A 19,652-nucleotide genomic window follows, 5' to 3' on the forward strand; every position below is an offset into this window, starting at 1 on the left:
TTACAGGCTGGCGGAGGCCTGTGCAGCAGAGGGGAGCCGTCCTGCTGAAAAAATGAAACGCGCCAGGGTTTCCATGCAGGCCATGTTGAATGTAACCATGGCCGGCCGCTTACAAGGCAATTGAATCGAGGTATTCTCCAGATACGGCCACCAGAATATTCTTCTGCAGCATATTCACCCTTACCAGAAATTTCCGTTCGCCTTTTACTTCCACCACCTCGCAGACGAGGCCGCATAGTATTCCATCTTTGATCATCAATTGTTTTCCGGGCAGAAAATAATCATCCGATACCTCAATATCGATATTACTTGTCTGTTGGGTAACCAGCCGGATACTATGAATCACGTCTTCCTTCACCTTTACCACCTCCTTACCTGTTTTCACATAATATAACACAGCTTCCAGGCTTAGCACCCTGTAATAGGTTTCCAGGTCCTCCAGATAAATAAAGAGGTAAGAAGGAAATAATGGAGCGTCAATGAATTTTTTCCGGTCTTTCCACGCGCGTAAAATTCTGGCTGTAGGTAAAAAGTTGACAATATTCAAAGTTGACAAAAAAGCGGCAACTTTTTTTTCGTGACGGGGCTTGGTATACACCACATACCAGCCATTTACGGAAATGCTCATTGAGGGTATTTTCTAAAGGATACTAATAAAGCGACAGGCTTTCCTTCCAGATATAGTTTCACATGCCTTTCCTGAAACAATGTCATTCAGTTCCGGGCATAGCTGTCGCTAGCGTGAATCCAGATCCTTCACATTACATAAAAAAAATAAAGTAGCTGTTTAAACGATGTAATAAGTTAACATAAAACACCACCTTGGATGTCTCAGAATTTTCCGGATAGTATTAGTTTGTGTTTAGTCTCCTGGCTTAGTTTAACATTTAAGGAAAATTTGATTATTTGAGGGTCTGCTAACTACTTTTTTTATCGTTGTACAATAATTAACACTTCTATCGTCCTTATCAGTGGGTCGAATTTAGCAAACATATTTTATTCAGCAAAAAAAATTATCCGGCGGCTCACCGCAGCAGAAAAAAAACACAATATATGTTGCGAGGTACAATCCGGTGAAGTAGCAATTCAGTAAAAGGGTGCATGAAACCTGCCACAGTAAGGTATTACAACATGGAACCCTATCGTTAACAATCATTTAATATCATTTGCATGACTGACGATTTTTAAAACATTTTTTTCCATTGCTGTAAATCATTTTATATTTAACTTGCTGTCCGCTGCTAAATCTTACACCACCGGACTTTTGTTTCAGCAGCGCACTGCAATGATATTGCCAACAACATCACAAAAACCCTTTTTCCAATACCCAAAATCAATCCATGCAACTTCCCTCAACAACCATCACCGACGGTGGCCACATTACTGTGAAGCCTAAACGCACCTTACGCCTGTTACAGTTATTGCGGCCTCACCGCGCCCTGTTCACAGCAGGCATGCTTTTTTTAATCACCAACAGCCTCGCAGGCCTTGCCTTTCCCGAACTGCTGGGCCGGCTCATCAATGCCGGCAAACAACCGGAAGCAACAGCCTACATCCATGAAGCAGGCATTGCATTAGTAGTACTCCTAACCATACAAGCCATTAGTTCCTTCTTCAGGACATTGATCTTTGTAAAGGTAGCCGAAAAGACACTGGCAAGCCTGCGGCAGTCGGTATACAACCACCTGATCAAGCTCCCCATGCAGTTTTTCCTTACCCGCCGCGTAGGGGAATTAAACAGCAGGATATCCGCAGACATTTCACTGCTACAGGAAACATTCACCAACACTATTGCTGAACTCATACGGCAGCTGGTGATCATCGTCGGAGGCATCACCTTCCTGATGCTGACCTCCATCCATCTTACGCTTTTCATGCTGGCCATTATGCCGGTCATGGTACTGATCGCTGTTGGCTTCGGCCGTTTCATCCGTCATTTCTCCCGCAGGGTACAGGACCAGGTGGCCGCCTCCGGCACCATCGTGGAAGAGACACTGCAGGGCATCTTCAGCGTCAAGGCATTCGCCAGCGAGTTCCTGGAAATGAAACGTTACCGCGAAAAGACCGATGAAGCGGCCCGTATCGGTATCCAGAACGGTAAATACCGCGCCGCCCTCTCCTCTTTCGTCGTCGCCGGCATCTTCGGCGCACTGGTGGCCGTTATCTGGCGGGGAGCGCTCATCGGCCTGGACACCGGGCAGCTGTTCTCATTTGTGCTGTATTCGGTTTTTATCGGCAGCTCCATAGGCGGGCTGGCGGAGGTATATGCTTCACTGCAAAAGAGCATCGGCGCCACCGACAACCTCTTCGCTATTCTCGACGAACCGGCGGAACCCCTGGCACCGGTTACCCGGCTGGCGCCCGAACATACCCTTCATGGTTATATCAGCTTCCGCCACGTATCTTTCCGTTACCCCGGGCGGGAAGACACGCCGGTACTGAAAAACCTCTCCTTCCAGGCACAGGCCAACCAGACCATCGCGCTGATAGGCCCCAGCGGCGCCGGCAAAAGCACCATCGTGTCCTTACTGTTACGCATCTACGATCCTACGGGCGGGCATATACTTTTTGATCAGAAAGACAGCAGCACCTTCCCCCTGTCCGCCCTCCGCTCGCAGATTGCTACCGTACCGCAGGACGTATTCCTGTTCGGCGGCACGATCGCGGAAAATATCGCCTACGGCAAACAGGACGCCACGGATGCGGAGATCATTGCCGCGGCGCAAAAAGCCAATGCCTGGGAATTTATTCAACGCATGCCGCAGGGGCTGCAAACCATCGTGGGAGAACGCGGCGTACAACTTTCCGGCGGACAGCGGCAGCGTATCGCCATCGCCCGCGCGGTACTGAAATCACCGCGCATCCTTATCCTGGATGAAGCTACCTCTGCACTGGACGCGGAATCTGAAAAACTGGTACAGGATGCATTGAGCAAACTGATGAAGGGCCGTACGGCCATCGTCATCGCCCACCGGCTGGCCACCATCCGGCAGGCCGACAAGATCATTGTCATCGATAAAGGCGCTATCGTGGAAGAAGGCACCCATCATGAGCTGATCAGCAACGAAGAAGGGTTGTATAAAACGCTCTGTGAGATGCAGTTTATTCAATAAAAAAAGGCCGGCTTTTCAGCGCCGGCCTGCATATAGGGGTTGACTATTGGTTATTGCAATAGCTTTTGTACGACTTCATCAAAATGGCTGCGCTGGTAAAAGTCCATCGAGGTAGCGATACGTCCGTCTTTGTCGACGATGACCAGGTGCGGGATGCCCGTGATGTTAAACAGCTTCCGGACACCGGTTTCTTCTTTGAAGCCACCGTCGGCCAGCACCTGCATCCATTCCATTTGTAGCTCCTCCATGGCTTTTTTCCATTTGCCCTTGTCTTCATCGACCGATACGCCGACGAACGTCACCCCTTTGTCTTTATAGCGGTTGTAGTGTTCCCGCAGGGTGGGCACGTAAGCGCGGCAGGGAGCGCACCAGCTGGCCCAGAAATCCAGTACCACCACTTTGCCTTTCAGGTCGCTGAGCGAGACGGTTTTACCGGCAGGATCTTCCGTCCTGAATTCCGGCAGCGGAGACCTGGCTTCGATCATCCGGTAGGTCCCGATCCTTTCTGCCAGTGCTTTTCCTTCCGGCGAGTTTTTACCTTCGGACGTCAGTTGAGCGTAGGCCGCTTTCGCTTCATCGTACTTCACCGCGTACCGGTTGGCAATCCACGCGGCGATTTCCGCCTGCGGGTGCTCTGCGAAATACTGCATTGGCAGTACCTTGCTGGCACGATACTGCTGCCAGTGATCGTTATACTTCCCTCCTTTCAGGCTGCTGCCGGAGAGGGAATCAAAACTGCAGTTGATCGTATAGTCTGCGTTTTCGAGGAACACTTCTATTTTACGCGTACTTACTTTCAGCTGTAACAGTTGCGGGTGGTCCAGCTTGCCGGAATAGGTAAATTCTCCGTTCTCGATGCGTACACGGGGGAAATCAGCGATGCTCCCTCCGCTAAGATCAAGGATCGTCACACTACCATTAGCGACGCCGGTTATCTTTCCGCGGATCACGAAGCCGTCTCCCGCGAAACTCAACAGGGGCAACAGCCATAAAATCAGTAGCGAGCCGTATTTCATAGGATTGTTTATTTAATGATTTCAGCCAGTTTTTTCTCTACATCTTCTCCATACAGGCCCATGCCGAGGACTTTACCATCCGGTCCGATCAGCACGTTAAAGGGGATGTAGTTGGCGCCGTAGGCCGCTATAGTCTCATCGCCCCAGCCTTTCAGGCTGCTCACATTCGTCCAGTTGATACCGTGTTTCTCGACAGCATTTACCCATGCCTCTTTTTTGGAGTCCAGGGAGACAGCGATCATGGAAAAATTCTTGTCTTTAAACTTATCGTTGGCCGCTTTCAGATAAGGGATCTGCGGTTTGCAGGGGCCGCACCAGCTGGCCCAGAAGTCCAGGAATACATAACGTCCTTTGAAATCTGCCAGGGACACCATTTTGCCGTTAACATCCGGTACACTGAATGCCGGCGCCATATCGCCTACTTTTACTTTCCCCAATGCGCCCTGTGCTTCGCCTGGTTCGCCGAACTTCAGGGTTAGCGGTGACGGATCTATTTTTCCGGGGTTGAGCCGGCGTTGCATGATACGGGTGGAGATGGCATGTTCGCCCAGCAGCGCAGCCACTTCATCATATTCTTTCGTGCCGTTAAAAAACACCGTCAACGCATAAGCGGAAACGCCGGAGTTAGGGTGTTTGGCGATCCAGTCACGATAGGATTTCTGCACCTTTGCTGTTATAGCTGCGTGTTCTTTGCTATATTTATCAGCGGCTTCTTCATCCCCTACCTTCATGGCTTTGTTGATCTTTTCCATCAGCTCATTCTGCTGTTTCACGTCTTTACTTTCCGGGGAGGTGAGTGCCATCATTTCCTGCCATTCCTTTACCCAGGTATCACCTTTATAGATCGCGTTATCGAAATAAGGCCCTTTACCGGTGATTTCGACTTTGCCTTCTTCGAGGTAAAGGATGGTACCGCATTTCTCGCCCTGGTTGCCAATCATCAGGATGTAGATGCTCCCTCCTTTCTTCATGGAGGACTTTAGCGTGAAGCTGTGATTGACCACCCTTGCAGTGTCCCATTCCCCTGTGTAAGGCTCTATCAGGGTTACGAGCGTATCGTTGGGCATTTTGTCCAGTTTGGCGGTGATCACCACCTCCTGTGCGGAGGCACTGTAAGCACCGGCGCCCAACAGTAAGGAAAAGAGTATTTTTTTCATAAAGGATTTGTTTATATATCAGGCACCCTGAATGGCGGAAAGGGTGAAGCCTGATAACAATTTTATTATTTTACTATTTTGTTATTTTGTTATTGATCATGTCTTCCAGGACCCTTACTGTTTCTGCGAGGTAGATATCTTTTGCTGTTTTCTGCAGGAACTCCGTAGTGGCGGGACTGTTATCCGCTTTGCGCAGTGACGGGTGGAGCGATCTGTTAACGGGCAGTGATACACGCAGCGAATCGGCTCCGGTGTTTTGTTTGGTTGCCTTAATGTCTTTCTCCAGCTGGGCTGCCTGCTTATATCGCTGGCGGAACGCGGGCAGATCAAGCGGAGCAGGCTGTTGGGCTATTTTTTCCAGCTGGGCGTTGCTGGCAGCTATGGCTTTAAAAGCCGATGCCTGTGCAGCTCGTTTACGGGCTTTTCCCACGACCGTGTTGTAGTCAAACGTAAAGGTTTCCCGTTCGAACGGCATCAGTTTCATGGTATCGCACACCAATGCGGATGAATAGTCCTTTTCCATCACGGATTCCCGGTTCATCCTGTCCTGCAGTACAATATCCGGCACTACGCCTTTGAGCTGGGTGGATTCGCCGGTAACACGGTAAAACTTCTGTACCGTCAGACGCATGCTTCCGTAGCTGATGTCTTTGGTGCCTTTGTCAGGATCGCCCATTTTACCGAGGTTAACGTTCATCTGTGCGGTCCCTTTTCCGAAGGTGGAGCTGGTACCGATGATCAGCGCACGTTTGCGGTCCTGCATGGCCGCCGCGAATATTTCAGAAGCGGAGGCGCTGCTTTCGTCCACCAGCACCGTCAGCGGGCCGTCGTACAGTGGTGTTGCCGCAGGCGAGTTGTAGCGGTCCACTTTATCTTTGCCCCGGAGCCAGCTCATTGGGCCTTCCGGTACGAAACAGTAGCCCATTCTTACCACCTCATCGAGGGCGCCGCCGCCGTTGCCGCGCAGGTCCATCACGATACCGTCCACTTCTTCCTGTTTCAGTTGCTCTACCGCGCGCACCACGTCGTTGCAGGCGCCGTTAATTTTTGCAGGACTGTCGTCAGTGTAAAATATGGGCAGATAAATATAACCGAAGCGTTTACCGTTATGTTCTATCACGGCGCTCTTCGTACGGTTTTCCGTGTCTATGATCTCTTCCCGGGTGACCGTTACCTGGCGGGGTTTGTCGCCGGGTTGCTGCAGCTGGAGTTTCACCGGCGTACCTTTTTCACCGCGGATCATGGCGGCTACTTCGGTAGGCGGAATACCGGCTACTTCCTTCATCTTTCCCTGATGGTCGGAGATAGCGAGGATAAGATCGTTTTCTTTTACGGTGCCGGCACGATAGGCGGACCCACCGGGCAACAGACGTTTCACGAAGAAGTCAGCGTCCTTTACGCCCAGCTCAATGCCGAGACCAAAGTAACGCTTATTGAGCATATCATTGAGCGTCAGCGCTTGCGGCGCGGTGTAGGCGGTGTGCGGATCCACTTCCATGACGGCGTCCGCCATGTACTGGAAGAACTTCTCGTTTGCCGCCTCCCTGCGGGTACTTTGCCGGAAATAGTCGGCATACCATTTTCCTGTTTTTTCACGGGCTTTGGCTTCCAAAGCCGGGCTGGGCACCGCTGTAGCGGCAGAATCCTGCATCTCCATATAATTACGGAGCGTATAATATTTGAGCAGTTTACGCCAGAGGTCAGCCTGTTCCGCTTTGGTGACCGGATAAGGTGCATTTTTTCGTTGAGCCAGCACCGTTTCCCTTACTTTAAAGTCGAACGGTTTGGCCAGTGTTTGTTCACACAGTATTTGCAGATCGTGTACCCGTTGGGTATAGATAGCGAAAGCCGCATCGAAAAAACCGGTGCCGGAATTTTTTATTTCATCGTCGATGGTGGATTGAAAGGCCGACAGGCGTTTGATATCTTCCTGCAGGAAGATATTCCGGTGAGGGTCCAGCGAAGCGATATATCTTTTCCAAACGCCGGCGGCATAAGCATCATCCAGCTTTCTGGGTTCGAAATGACTTTTGCTGATTTTATTGAAGACGGCGGCCACCACATCTTTACGGTAGGCCGGCCACGCCGTGGTATCGGCTGGCGCCTGGGCTGCGGCCGTATAGCCGGTAGACAGGGCGCAGGCCATCAGCAGCCATTGATTATTTTTGCGAAGCAGTTGTTTCATGTACATCGATTAATGGGTATTGTTATCAGGGTTTCTCTCCAACAGCCTGCAGGTCTGTGGCGAAGTTGTTGGTAAAGTAGTTGGTGATGATTTCATACTTTTTTCTGATCAGTCCTTTGGTGTCCACCGTCGGACTTAACAGCGTTGCTTCCAGTTCGGCCTTGCTGTGGGAGGTAATCGCCTCAACGTAATCCAGGAAGTCTACCACCACGTTCAGGATCGATCCGTTCGTGTTGCCGATGACACCGTTGGCGTATTTGTTGCCAGGCTGGATTGCCAGGTAGTCATATGGTGCCAGCTCTATGAAAGCCTGAGGTATGTCCACGCTTTTAACCCGGTAGGCCCGCTCCATATAAAAACGGTTCAGGAGGCCCCGCATCTGTTTCGTCGCGGTAGGGGATTTATTAAGGAGGGTACTGTCTGCCCACCCGATCGTCAGCGTGCTGATGGTGCTGGCAAAACCCGCAGCATCGCGCGTAGCGCCGGTACCGATATAGGAAGCCAGCAACACTTTAAAAGGAAGTGTTTTCTTCAGGAAAGACTCGGGGTACCGTGTTATTAACTGATCATAAAAAAAACGGAGCGTATTGCCAATATAGGCAGGGTTGGCATTAAAGGCGCTATCCTGCCTCATATTTGTATAGTTATAGGCGAAATCGGTATGGGTAAACCGGTACAAAATGTAACAGTTGTATTTCTGGTAGAACTGAACGATCGAATCGTCATAACTGTGGTTGCCTTGTGGCAGCGTATAGCTGGGCACATCGACAGACGGTGTCAGGATGGCTTCTTTACGGCAGGCTGTAAATGCCATCAGGAAAGAAGCCAGGAGCACGAAATATCTTCTCATCGGTAGTCACATTAAACGTTAGGAAATATTATAGCGGCTTGCGTTCGCCAGGATACAACGGATTTTGCAGCAGCGCCGGATTACGGTTCAACACATCGTCCGGGATAGGCATCACGTACATCGGATCACGGGCCTCCAGCCGGAAAATTTGCGTCGTCGTCACATTAGGTCTGTAGATATGCTCAATAGCAGGCATGCCGTATCTTCTGAGATCGAACCAGCGGTGCAGTTCCTCCCGGAAAAGTTCTCTGCGGCGTTCTTCCCGGCACATTTGCAGCATTTCGGCGGCGGGTTTAACGTCCCATGCCTTAAAGGAAGCGGTATTGATGCGGTAAGACCGGAGCGTATTGAGGCTTCTTAACGCCTGGGTGGCGGCGCCGGCATCCCCACCGGTTTTGTAACGCTGTATATAAGCTTCAGCCCTGTTGAGATAAGCTTCAGATACGCGCCATCCGTTGGTTAGCGTAGCGTTTCCTGTTTTATAAGTGCCGGATGTTTTCATTTGTCCCAGTTCAATAGCAACAAACTGTTTCATCTCCGGTGGCAGCACGACCAGGCTTATTTCCCTGCGCAGGTCATTATCCTCAAAAGTGTTGAACAGGTTACGGGAGACTTCATAGTTGATGGTGAAGGGCAGGTTTACCTGCTCATCCGGCTCGCCGTAGGCGAAGAGGGTTTCCTCGTTATTAATGCCTGTCAGCGGCCTGTTGTCCGGATCTGCGTATCCCCATGTATTAAAGTTCATGAGGCCGGAACGTTCCTTCAGCACCGCGTCTGCATGTTGAATGCATTTATCCCAGTTTTCCATATAGAGATATATCCTGCTTGCCAGCAAATGAGCGGCGGGAGCGGATATGCGATATAGCTCCACGCTCTTTTTATATTTATCCAGCAGCAGCACGGCACTGTCTATATCGTTCGTGATCTGCGTATAGACTTCCTTCACGGTATGGCGTGCCAGGAACACGTCGGCCAGGTCGCCAGTGGTGCGAATGGGTACGCCGGGACTCTTATCGGGTGTTGTAGTGGAATCATTGTAAGGCTTTGCGTAGATATTTACCAGCATAAAATGGTAAAAGGCTCGCAGCGCATAGGCCTGTCCTTTCAGCAGCTCTTTTTCTTCCTGCGTTCCGGAAGCCGTCCCCAGCCCGTTCAGTGCCAGATTCACTCCCAACAACAGGCGATAATAAACACCCCAGGTATTGGTTTTGTAGGCATATCCTTCACCTGACAGCCGGCGTTCAAAATCTGTTTGCCACTGGAAGATCCCGGCAGCCACATTGGGTAACGGTTCCTGCCTCACCGGGCCGGTATAACATTCCACATCGTCGTCGAGGTAAGCCATCCACGGTTGCAGGAATATCGTTCTCCCTGGGTACCCCTCCGTCCACAACAGGTTTCCATAATCACGGGCGGTCTTGGGCGTGATATCTGTTTGTGAGTATTCCTGCAGAAATTTTTTGCAGGAGGTCATACCCAGCGCCACTATCATGATGATCAGTACTTTTTTCATCTCGCTCTGTTAAATGTTTGGATTAGAATGATGCATTTACACTCAGGGAATATTGCCTGCTGAGTGGCAAAGCGCTGGTCCCTGCCCCTTCTATCTCGGGGTCCTGCCCTTCCAGCCGGCGGTTGGCAATGGTAAATACATTGTTGACACTGGCATTAACGGTCAGGTTTTTAAGTCCGGTCCCGGCCAGTTTATTGAAAGGTATGCCATAACCCAGCCGGATGGCGTTACACCGTAAATAGTCATTGCGGACTGTCCTCAGGTCAGATACTTTATAAGCGGTATAGGGGTCTGTAATCAGCTGCTGATCGATACCCACAGACTTTGCATAGAGGTATGGTATACGCAGACGGTCGTCTATGCCCAGGTCTCTCAACACAGGGAAGTCGGTGTATTTTTCATCGCCGGGTTTACGCCAGCGGGTAAGGTAATCCCGGGGGACATTGGCATTGGGAGACGGTACGCCGTTACTTGTCAGATGGGATGAGCGGAAAGGATCATTCAACCGTTTACTGCTGCCAAGGCTCACATAAAACATGGCGGAAACGGAGAATGACTTATACCGGAATACGGGCTGGATAGAGCCGGTGATGACCGGTAAAAGTTGTCCGGAGTATACCAGCAGGTCGTCCGGGTTGTTGGATGGTTTGCCATTCAGTTTACCGAACGTGGGGATGCCTCTTACCGGATCCAGTCCTGTGTACTGGTAAGAATAAAAGCTGCTGATAGGTTTTCCCGCGATGCGTGCGCCGCCGTTCAGCAGCAAAAAGAAGTCTTCCTGGAAAACTCTGTCAGCAACGCGGTTCTTCACTTTACCGGTTGACAGTGTAAAGGAGAGCTGTGTATTTTTCCGGCGGATAGCGCTGACATCTACGGACGCGTCCCATCCGGTGTTATACAATGTACTGCCGTTGCGGTACATGGTATTCATGCCGTATTCGTAGGGAATATTGATATTGTCGAGCACATCGACGGTTTTTTTGGAAAAGTAATCCACGCTCACGCGAAAACGGTTATCGAACAAGGCGAAGTTGGTACCGATATTCCACTGATAGGTTTTTTCCCATCGTAAATCCGGGTAAGGCATGGATTTAATTCTCAGTGATGGCTGACCAAACTGGTCCGGTCTGTCGGGGCTACCGTAGGTGGCGATCAGGTTAGGGCTTACTGCTGTCACCACATTCCCCTGTGTGCCGTAGGAGGCGCGCACCTGCCAGTCGGTCAGCAGCGTGGTAGCGGGGAACCAGCTTTCCATGGCGGCGTTCCAGCGGCCGGAGAGGCTGTAGTTAGGTAAAAATTTGGCATTGGAGAACTGACCGAACCGGTTGGAGCCGTCAGATCTGATGGTACCGCTGAAGACGTAGCGGTTCATCAGGCTGTAGGCCACGGTGCCATAGTAAGAGACGGTGTTGTCCAGGGTGCTGTTGATCACCTGCGAGGACAGATCTTTACGGCTGCGGTCTGCCGGGGCAAATGCTTTTCCGCGGTCGGGGAAATATCCCGGCTCCACAGCAACGTTTGCATTCGTCTTTGAGCTGCGGATCTCATTACCAAGGCTCACATTGAACTGGTCGCGCTCCTCAAAAAAACCTCTGGAGTAATCCAGGCTGTTTCTCAGTCCCCAGCTCAGGGCTTGTTGATTTTGTATATAGGCCATACCGCCGTAAGGGAGAACGCTCGAAGTTACGGCCTTGGGTTCCGGTATTGTGCCGTAGGGCCACCCCCGTGTATTGGAGATATAGTAAGACTGCTCATCTGCCGCGGCAAAACCATCCATAGCGTCCGTAATGATGCTGGAGGAATTCCGGAACACCAGTCCCCTGGCGATTTTGTAGTCCAGGTTCAGGTTCAGGCTCGTGGACGATTGCGTAGAAGTATTTTCGGTGTGGGCAATCTCATTGAGAATGTTCATCGTGATGGGCGGTGCATAGTATTTCAGCGGAGAATTGGAGCCTGAAGTACTGGGCGCCCGTAACGGATAATAGTCGTCAGGGCTGAACACGCGGCTGGTCTGTAGCGCGTAAGTCAATGGACTGACGCCCTGGAAATACGTCCTGGCACTGCGATAGTTGCTTTGCAGGGATACGTCCAGCGAGAGCCGTTTGGTCACCTGTGAGCGCAGGTTGAAGCTGGCTGCATATACTTTATTTCCATCCTCTTTAGCGGAGCTGTTGTTGGCTGCATAAGATGCGGACGCATAATATACCGTTTTGGCCGTACCGCCGCTCAGGCTCAGGGAGTGCTGCATGCTCATCTGGTTGCGGAACAGCAGTTTAAACCAGTCGGTATTGCGGGTTTCGATCGTTGCCACTCTTTCTTTGAACTCCGCTTCGGTGATATGCCTTGCATACAGGGCGCGGAGCAGCCCTTCATAGGTCAGCTCCTCTTCCATACCGGCATAATAGTCATTATACAGCACGTGATCTTCCTGCATCTGTTTGGAAAAGGTGACCCGCTCCTGGGAATTCATGAGCATCAGGTTACGATAGGAAGGACGCGCCTGAAAGGAAACGTTCGCGTTATAGTTTACCTGCATTGGTCCTTCTTTACCTCTCTTGGTCGTCACCACGATAACGCCGTTAGCCGCGCGGGTGCCATAGATAGCGGTGGCAGCAGCATCTTTCAGTACAGTGATGCTTTCAATATCATAGGGATTAAGGCCGCCGATGGCGTTGCCCATCAGTTCAAAATTGGAGGCACTGCCTTCTGACACGAGGTTATTCAGCAGGGCATTGGAGATATTCACCGGGTCAGGGCGTATCATACCGTCTATCACCCACAGCGGTTGGGTATTGCCGACCAGTGTGGAAGTACCACGGATGCGTATATTGGGTTTGGCGTTCACGCCACCGGAATTATTGACGATCATCATCCCAGGCACCTTACCTTGTAACATCCTGTCTACAGAAGGCTGGCCGGGCTCGATGATGTCCGCCGCTTTCAGCTTAAAATAGGAACCGGTAGATAAACGGGGGTCGATTTTCTGATAGCCGTTGACCACCACTTCCTGGATATCCCGGGCGATGGTGTCCATCTTAAAACGCATGATGTCTGTTTTGTTGGGATCGGCGCGGTATACTAGTGGCTTCATCCCCAGCAGGGTCATGCTGATTTGTTCATTGGGTTTTGCAATAAGAAAGAACAGCCCGTCCGGCCGGGTCACCGTCATCTCTTTAGATTCAAGCCCTTTCACACTTACGCCACTGAGCGGTTGCCCGGCGGGGTCCGTGATCTGGCCACGGACCACTACGCCGGTCACTTTATCACCGGGCGACGGAACGGCCGTCGTCTGGGGGGTGTCTTCATAGATCATGATAGCCCCCATCTCCACGCTGAAACGCAGGTTGGTGTTTTTCAGCAACTGCTTCAACAGCGCTTCCAGCGTACTCTGTTCCACTTTGACGGTTACCGCCGGCTGCCGGCCGATCAATTCACTGTTGTAAGTAAACCGCAAGTCCATCTGTTTCCGGAGGTCCTTCAGCACTTTGCTCAGGGGCGCATTGGTGGCCTTGTAGGACACCTTACGGGTAAGGATGCCCCGGGCGGCTTCCTCCTGCTGGGCTGTGGCTGTAAGGACAACCATCAGCAGGAAAAATGACAGCAGAACACCTGCCTTCCGGACATAGCGTAGTAAGGCCCCTCGCAGGAAGGGCAAACCCTGCAATTTTTTCATGTTGGTCTGATATTAAAGTTTAAGGGAGCGACCGCTGGTCGCTGAACTACCCGTTGTCAATCGCCGGTATGACGGCAGTTTAATTGTTTATTGTTGTTTCTTCACATGTACAGTACGGCCATCTACTTCAAAACGGACCGTTTGTAAACTTTTGGTGATCTGGTTGAGTACATCCTGTAATACCGCAGGGCGGCGTATGTCTATCGTAAAGCTCATTCTTTCAAGGTCGGTATCGTCGAATATAAAGTCATAGTCGTAGGTGCGTGCCAGGGTGACAGTTATTTCCTGCAGCGGGGCGTCTTCAAAGAAGAGGTCCCCTTCTTTCCAGGCGGTAAAAAGGCGCGCTTCCACCGCCTGCTTCTGCAGCGTGCCGTTATTATTTAAGACCGCCTGTTCATCCGGCTGCAATACTATCTGCGCTGTACCTGCCGTTACCAGCAGTTTGCCGCTGGCGAGGGTGGTCGTCGTCTGCGCCCGATAGGCGTTCACGTTAAAACCCGTGCCCAGCACCTTCATATCTGTTTTGCCGGCGTGGACGATGAAAGGTTGCCCGGCCTGTTGTGCGACTTCAAAGAAAGCCTCTCCCTGTACGGTCACTTCCCGGGTGGCGCCATGGAAGGCCGCCGGAAATATCAGGCGGGAAGCTGCGTTCAGCCATACCTGCGTACCATCTGCCAGCCGGAGCGAGAACTGCCTGCCTCTGGGCACGTCCAGCGTATCCATGGCAGTGACCTGTTCCTGGCCGCCGCCGGCTGCATACTCGAGATGGTCTGTATTGGCTTTTATACGGGCAATATTATGATGCTGGATCTCCAGTGTGTCTTGCCCCAGGGCGACGGTACGGCCACCGGAGAGGTGCAGCATCACTTTTTCTTCCGGCTGGGCGTTGGCCAGCTGCGTGACCGGTGGTTTGTCCCGGAACGTCCACCACGCGGCGCCTGCCGCCAATACTACTGCCGCAGCCACGGCAGCTCTCACGAATACGCGTATACGTCCTTTCCGTTGGTCCCTGACTTCGGTAAACCGTTGCCATCCGTCCTCTGCTGAGAAACGGCCGGCCTTCAGCCGGGCCTGCATTTCCCTGGCCGCGGCCAGCGCCGCCAGTTCGGCGTCGCTCATGTCCGGCGGCAGCTGCCCGTCCTCCAGCTGTTGCATCAGCTTTTCCCAGTCAATATTGTGCTCGTTGTTATCTGAATTCATATCTGGTTATTGTTAAGGCACCCGAACTTCAAAAAAGGGTGAAGCCACTTTCAAAAGCGGGATAAAAAAAATATAAAAGAGATCATCCGCGCCATCCACCCGCATTCCTTTCTTAAAAACTGTAACGCCAGCTTGATCTGTGTTTTCACCGTATTCACGGAAATATCCAGAACGGCAGCGATGTCTTTGTATTTAAGCCCGTCACGGTTGCTCATGAGAAATATGCGCTGCCGCTGTTCGGGCAAACGGGAAACAGCCGCCCACAGCGCCCTGTTGCGCTGCTCCTCTTCTTCTTTGTCTTCCAGCGGGAAATAGCGGGTCAGCTCCTCGATGACATGGATTTCCTCCAGTTGCGTTTTGCCGGATTTCCGGAGATAGTTCAGCGAAGCATTTTTTACCGCGCGGACGGCATAACTCTTAAAGTCGTGTGTGATCCGGATGATATGACGCTTATGCCAGCAGTACAGGAAGAAGTCCTGTACCACGTCTCTCGCCGCATCCTCATCTTCCACAATGTAATAGGCTACCGTACATAAAAATGTATAGTGCTGCCTGAACTGCTCCTCAAAGGAAACAGCCTCTCCTGATCCTGGTTGATGCATAAGCCACTTGGTACGTTCATTGTTACCCGTACAAAGTAAAAAATAATCCGGATTTATTTCCATCATCTCCTTTTAGCTGCGGTTCACATGAAATCTGCCTGACGATAATCCTGTTATTATGGTTCTGGTATACGATAATTAGTATCAGGCACACGGATACCGAAAAAGGGTGAAGGGCGGGGGAATTCTTTTTTGAGAAAGGCGCACTTTCAACGGTGCGCCTTTTTATATTTTTCTTCCTGAACGGCAATCGCCTTCGTCAGCGTGCTGGTTTTTATATCGAGGTAACCGCTTCTCCCCTGTTTAAAGTCTGTTTCCGGCACCGCCTGAAAGTTAATAGTGACCTGACTGTCAGCATAGGTGTATTGTTTCCCCCAGCGGGAGGAATCTGCCAGTTTCAGGGCGTAATGATCTTCCAGGTAGTCTTTTATCTCCTGCTGAAAGGCGTAACTCATAATACGGAAGCCGAAGCCGGCCACCTTCTCATTGTAGGCCAGGAGTTCCACATGTGGCGGCGCATAGCGGTCAAACAGCAACACGCCTTTATTGTCTATGCCATAGGAGAGCATATTGGGAAGATCATAGAGCTTTCCCTGCCGGACACCGGTAATGCCCTGCAATACTTTTGCGGCCAGTTCATCGAACTGCAGCTTCGCCAGGTTCGTCTTTTGTTGCGCCAGGGTGGTAAGGGAAAACACCCCCATCAGGGTGGTTAACAGCAACTGTTTCATGGTATCGTTTGTTGGAATGAATGTACGAATTTTTCCGCCTGCAACCTGTCGTTATTTACCACCTGTTTTGTCACAAGTACCCGGTTCGGATTGTCTTTCAGCCCTTTACCTTTACAAAAAACAGGTTATGAAAATACTCATCTGCCTGGTGATGGCACTGCCAGGATTATTTTCTTTTACAGCAAACAACGATATGATGCAGCAAGCACGCGAAAAAAACGGACAGTACGCTACTATTAATGGTATCAGGATGTATTATGAAATTCATGGTAACGATGGTGGGATTCCGCTGGTGCTGATCCACGGCGGCGGCTCCACTATCCCCTCCAACTGGGGCACGCTCCTGCCGCTGCTGGCGCCCTGCTACAGGGTAATTGCGATGGAACTGCAGGCACATGGGCGTACCGGCGACCGTAACGGACCTGAATCCTTTCAGCAGGATGCCGCCGACGTGGCGGCGCTGCTGCAATACCTTCACATCCGTCAGGCCAATATCGTGGGTTTCAGCGACGGCGCCTGTACCACGATGGAAATAGCCATACATCATCCGGCCATCGCCCATAAAATCGTACTGATCTCCGGTAATTATAAACGGGCAGGCATGGCGCCGGGGTTCTTCGAAGGGCTGGAAAAGGCGACGTTCACTGATATGCCGGCGCCGTTAACAACAGCCTACCTCGAGGTGAACCCCGATCAGCAGGGCGTGGTCAATATGTTCAACAAAGACCGGGCAAAGCGCATGGCTTTTCGGGACCGGACAGCTGAAGACATGCAGTCCATCAGCGTCCCTTCCCTGGTGATAGGCGGCGACCGCGACGTGATCACCGCCCAGCACTTCGTGGAGATGTCGCAGGTGATACCGGGCGCCCGGCTGGCCATACTGCCCGGCAATCACGGTTCCTTTATCGGCGAGCGCCTGACCTTCGAGGCCGGTAGTCCTATGCCCGGCATCACAGCGGGCATCATCCGCGCCTTCCTCGACGGCCAGCCATGAACGGCGGTTACAGCAGCCGCAGTTCCTGCGCCCGTTTTACCAGCGCCACGATATTGCTGACGCCAAATTTCTGCAGCAGCGTGGCGCGGTGGGTCTTCACCGTGAGTGGGCTGATGAACAGTTCCTGTGCAATGTCGGCGGAGCGTTTGCCCTCCGCCAGCAGTTGCAGTATTTGTTTTTCCCTTTTGGTGAGCTCGGGTATGACGGCGCCGGTGTCCAGTTCCGGCCGGGAGATGATTTCCTGTACCTCCCTGGAGATGGAGATATTCCCTTTCAGCACTTCGTGGATGCAGGCCAGCATGTCTTCCGGGCCGGCCGTTTTGAGCAGGTACCCTGCGGCGCCCTCCTGCAGCATCTGCCGGATGATGCTTCTGTCGCTCAGGTTACTCACCACCACCACCCGGGTGTCGGGCCACCGGCGGCGGATGTCCCGGCACAACAGCATCCCGTTGGTATCCGGCAGGCTGATGTCCAGCAGCACCAGCTGCACTTCATTGTCTTCCATAAAGGACAGCAGGCCGCTGCCTGTATGAAAACAGCCTGCCACCGCCCACCCGGGCACCGTCTCCAGCAGGTCTTTCAACCCCTTCACCACAATTGGGTGATCATCCACGATGGCTATCTGTAACATATAGTTCTATATTGATGATGGTACCGTTTTCCCCGGAATCGATCTGCATGTTGCCTTTCAGCAGTTCCACCCGGCTGCGGACGCTGGACAGGCCTATGCCGCTGTGATGGTCACCGGTGTTAAATCCCTTTCCGTTGTCTTCCACGGTGATAAAAAACGTGTCCGCCTCCTGGCTGCACTGGAGCAGCACTTTCCGGGCGCCGGAGTGCCGTGCGGCATTGTGCAGCAGCTCCTGCACTATACGGTAAATCATGGTCTGTATACGCGGGGAGATATCCTGCCGGATATTATAGGCGTTGAACACTACCTGTAACTGCGGGGAGAGCATGTTTTCACAGAGATCTTTCAGCGCCGGCTCCAGCCCCAGTTTCAGCAGCGATTCCGGCATCATGTTACGTGCGATGCGCCGCAGTTCATGCACCGATGTGCCCAGCTGCTCAGCAACCTGCCGCAGTGGTCCCTGCTGCGTTCCGCTGTTTTGCGCAATACGCGCCAGATGAAGTTTCAGTCCGGCCAGGGTACCGCCGAGGCCATCATGCAGGTCCCGCGCCATCCTTGTCCGTTCCCGCTCCTCTCCTTTCAGCAGGGCGTCCGTGATCTCCATCTGCCGCGCCTGTTCAATGACGCGTATCTGTTGCCCCATCCTGACTTTACGCTGGCGGATCACATACAGGAAAAAAAGTACCGTCAGCCCCAGTACGATGGAAACGCCCCACAGGAGGTAGCGCTGCAAACGCGCCCTGCCTTGCAGCGAAGCTATCTGCTGTTCTTTCCGGGCCGCCTGGAGCTTCGCCTCCATTTCTTTCAGTTTAAATGCGGTTTGTTTTTTATCGATGCTGTCTTTGAAATGAACATACTTTTCCAGGTCGTCGTACGCCTGTCGCAGGTCACCCGTTTTGCGGGAGTACGACGCCATTGCTTCCAGCGAGGATAAAACAAAAGAAGTCGCCTCATCTTCCAGCGCCATTTCATATCTTTTAGCTGCTGCCGCCCTGGCGGCCCGGAGGTCTCCTTTTGCTTCCTGTAATTTTTCCTGCGCCGTGTAGACATCATACCGGTTCGTCCGCCTGTCAAATTGTTTCAGTTCTTCGAAAGCCTTATCGCACGCGATGGCGGCAGGCCCCGGTTGACCTGCGGCAGTATAGTAACGTGACCGGTAGCTGTAGTACCTTGCCCAAAGTGCATTGGGCCCCAGCGCTTTCAGATGCATGGCCGCCGTATCGAGATAGCGCTCGCCGCGGCTGAGGCTATCCATGTACAACATCAGCAGGGCGCTGCTCAGAAAGGATTCGGCGATCTCCTCCGGCCGCCCCTTTAACTGCATATACCGAAGGTCTTCCTGCGAATAGGGATAAGCTTTCGTATAATCATGTGTATTAGTAAGCCCGGCTGCTATATTATGTACTGTCGCAGCGTACATAAAAGTATCTTTCAATGCCAGGATCAATGGCAGGGAACCGATGATCAGCTCCATCGCCTTTTCGGAATAACCGTCATTGGCGTAGGCGAAAGCGATGTTATTATTACATTTCAGGTACAGGCTTCCCGCACCGGGCGACAGGCTGTCCGGCGCCAGCAAATGCCTGGCGCTGTCATACTGAGCAATGGCGCTGTCATTGACAGCCTGCATTAAATACACATAACCCATCCGGTAGTGCGCCAGCGCTTTGTAATAGCGGTAAGGCACCTTGCTGCCGATCCGCAACGCACGGGCGCCGAAATCAAAAGCCGCTGCGGGTTTACCCATATTCATGAAGGCAGCGGACAGCTCACCCATCAGCCGGATACGGTCCGTATCGCTTACTGCTTTACCCAGCAAACGCTGTAAACTGTCTGTCCGCTGTTGATAGGACTGGGCGGTCCCTGTCAGGGTGTTACAACAGAAAACCAGGCATATAATAAGGAAATGTTTCACATCCGGGAAGTTAATAACAAACAGTACCTAATTTACTACATCTCTCCTTAAAAAATAAAAAATACTCCTTTG

At 52.0% G+C, this 19,652-nt stretch carries 14 protein-coding genes; 2 read left to right on the top strand and 12 right to left on the bottom strand.

From position 1 onward, the window contains the following. Nucleotides 1-109: 109 nt before the first annotated feature. A complete protein-coding gene (locus HF324_RS19575) occupies nt 110-628 on the bottom strand; it encodes a UpxY family transcription antiterminator (RefSeq protein ID WP_168804102.1) in 519 nt (172 codons plus the stop codon). A 712-nt stretch (nt 629-1,340) separates the two neighbouring features. On the opposite strand from HF324_RS19575, the gene HF324_RS19580 reads away from it, so the two are divergent. Then, the gene (locus HF324_RS19580; protein WP_168860589.1) at nt 1,341-3,113 is read left to right on the top strand and encodes an ABC transporter ATP-binding protein; all 1,773 of its coding nucleotides are present in this window, start codon (nt 1,341-1,343) and stop codon (nt 3,111-3,113) included. Between the two features lie 50 nt (nt 3,114-3,163). Here HF324_RS19580 and HF324_RS19585 read toward each other — a convergent pair whose 3' ends face one another. The 9 genes from HF324_RS19585 to HF324_RS19625 form a co-directional block, all read right to left on the bottom strand. Then, nucleotides 3,164-4,129: a TlpA disulfide reductase family protein gene (locus tag HF324_RS19585; RefSeq protein ID WP_168860590.1), complete on the bottom strand. Its 966-nt coding sequence runs from the start codon at nt 4,127-4,129 to the stop codon at nt 3,164-3,166. A gap of 8 nt (nt 4,130-4,137) precedes the next feature. Next, nucleotides 4,138-5,286 carry a TlpA disulfide reductase family protein gene (locus HF324_RS19590; protein WP_168860591.1) on the bottom strand — a complete coding sequence of 383 codons (1,149 nt, stop codon included), beginning with the start codon at nt 5,284-5,286 and terminating at the stop codon, nt 4,138-4,140. 73 nt (nt 5,287-5,359) lie between these two features. Then, the gene (locus tag HF324_RS19595; protein ID WP_168860592.1) at nt 5,360-7,471 is read right to left on the bottom strand and encodes a carboxy terminal-processing peptidase; all 2,112 of its coding nucleotides are present in this window, start codon (nt 7,469-7,471) and stop codon (nt 5,360-5,362) included. 25 nt (nt 7,472-7,496) lie between these two features. Next, a complete protein-coding gene (locus HF324_RS19600; protein ID WP_168804107.1) occupies nt 7,497-8,321 on the bottom strand; it encodes a hypothetical protein in 825 nt (274 codons plus the stop codon). Nucleotides 8,322-8,349: 28 nt separating this feature from the next. Next, the gene (locus tag HF324_RS19605) at nt 8,350-9,834 is read right to left on the bottom strand and encodes a RagB/SusD family nutrient uptake outer membrane protein (protein ID WP_168804108.1); all 1,485 of its coding nucleotides are present in this window, start codon (nt 9,832-9,834) and stop codon (nt 8,350-8,352) included. A 22-nt stretch (nt 9,835-9,856) separates the two neighbouring features. Then, nucleotides 9,857-13,507: a SusC/RagA family TonB-linked outer membrane protein gene (locus tag HF324_RS19610; protein WP_168804109.1), complete on the bottom strand. Its 3,651-nt coding sequence runs from the start codon at nt 13,505-13,507 to the stop codon at nt 9,857-9,859. Nucleotides 13,508-13,594: 87 nt separating this feature from the next. Beyond that, a complete protein-coding gene (locus HF324_RS19615; RefSeq protein ID WP_168860593.1) occupies nt 13,595-14,707 on the bottom strand; it encodes a FecR family protein in 1,113 nt (370 codons plus the stop codon). 50 nt (nt 14,708-14,757) lie between these two features. Further along, entirely contained in the window at nt 14,758-15,309 is a 552-nt protein-coding gene (locus tag HF324_RS19620) for an RNA polymerase sigma-70 factor (protein WP_159456160.1), read from the bottom strand. 209 nt (nt 15,310-15,518) lie between these two features. Further along, nucleotides 15,519-16,040, bottom strand: a complete 522-nt coding sequence (locus tag HF324_RS19625) for a hypothetical protein (protein ID WP_168860594.1) — start codon at nt 16,038-16,040, stop codon at nt 15,519-15,521. Nucleotides 16,041-16,167: 127 nt separating this feature from the next. Between HF324_RS19625 and HF324_RS19630 the strand changes: the two genes are divergently transcribed. Continuing rightward, nucleotides 16,168-17,034 (top strand): alpha/beta fold hydrolase, encoded by an 867-nt coding sequence (locus HF324_RS19630; RefSeq protein ID WP_220101202.1) that lies wholly within the window; start codon nt 16,168-16,170, stop codon nt 17,032-17,034. A gap of 7 nt (nt 17,035-17,041) precedes the next feature. Here HF324_RS19630 and HF324_RS19635 read toward each other — a convergent pair whose 3' ends face one another. Next, entirely contained in the window at nt 17,042-17,665 is a 624-nt protein-coding gene (locus HF324_RS19635) for a response regulator (RefSeq protein ID WP_168804112.1), read from the bottom strand. After that, nucleotides 17,640-19,580 (bottom strand): sensor histidine kinase, encoded by a 1,941-nt coding sequence (locus HF324_RS19640; protein ID WP_168860595.1) that lies wholly within the window; start codon nt 19,578-19,580, stop codon nt 17,640-17,642. Before HF324_RS19640 ends, HF324_RS19635 begins: the two co-directional genes overlap by 26 nt. Nucleotides 19,581-19,652: the final 72 nt, after the last annotated feature.

Source organism: Chitinophaga oryzae (genome assembly GCF_012516375.2).
Taxonomy (GTDB): Bacteria; Bacteroidota; Bacteroidia; order Chitinophagales; family Chitinophagaceae; genus Chitinophaga; species Chitinophaga oryzae.

Coding starts and splice junctions, on each gene's coding strand:
- HF324_RS19575 (WP_168804102.1), bottom strand. CDS start 628: ATGAGCATTTCCGTAAATGGCTGGTATGTGGTGTATACCAAGCCCCGT.
- HF324_RS19580 (WP_168860589.1), top strand. CDS start 1,341: ATGCAACTTCCCTCAACAACCATCACCGACGGTGGCCACATTACTGTG.
- HF324_RS19585 (WP_168860590.1), bottom strand. CDS start 4,129: ATGAAATACGGCTCGCTACTGATTTTATGGCTGTTGCCCCTGTTGAGT.
- HF324_RS19590 (WP_168860591.1), bottom strand. CDS start 5,286: ATGAAAAAAATACTCTTTTCCTTACTGTTGGGCGCCGGTGCTTACAGT.
- HF324_RS19595 (WP_168860592.1), bottom strand. CDS start 7,471: ATGAAACAACTGCTTCGCAAAAATAATCAATGGCTGCTGATGGCCTGC.
- HF324_RS19600 (WP_168804107.1), bottom strand. CDS start 8,321: ATGAGAAGATATTTCGTGCTCCTGGCTTCTTTCCTGATGGCATTTACA.
- HF324_RS19605 (WP_168804108.1), bottom strand. CDS start 9,834: ATGAAAAAAGTACTGATCATCATGATAGTGGCGCTGGGTATGACCTCC.
- HF324_RS19610 (WP_168804109.1), bottom strand. CDS start 13,507: ATGAAAAAATTGCAGGGTTTGCCCTTCCTGCGAGGGGCCTTACTACGC.
- HF324_RS19615 (WP_168860593.1), bottom strand. CDS start 14,707: ATGAATTCAGATAACAACGAGCACAATATTGACTGGGAAAAGCTGATG.
- HF324_RS19620 (WP_159456160.1), bottom strand. CDS start 15,309: ATGCATCAACCAGGATCAGGAGAGGCTGTTTCCTTTGAGGAGCAGTTC.
- HF324_RS19625 (WP_168860594.1), bottom strand. CDS start 16,040: ATGAAACAGTTGCTGTTAACCACCCTGATGGGGGTGTTTTCCCTTACC.
- HF324_RS19630 (WP_220101202.1), top strand. CDS start 16,168: ATGAAAATACTCATCTGCCTGGTGATGGCACTGCCAGGATTATTTTCT.
- HF324_RS19635 (WP_168804112.1), bottom strand. CDS start 17,665: ATGTTACAGATAGCCATCGTGGATGATCACCCAATTGTGGTGAAGGGG.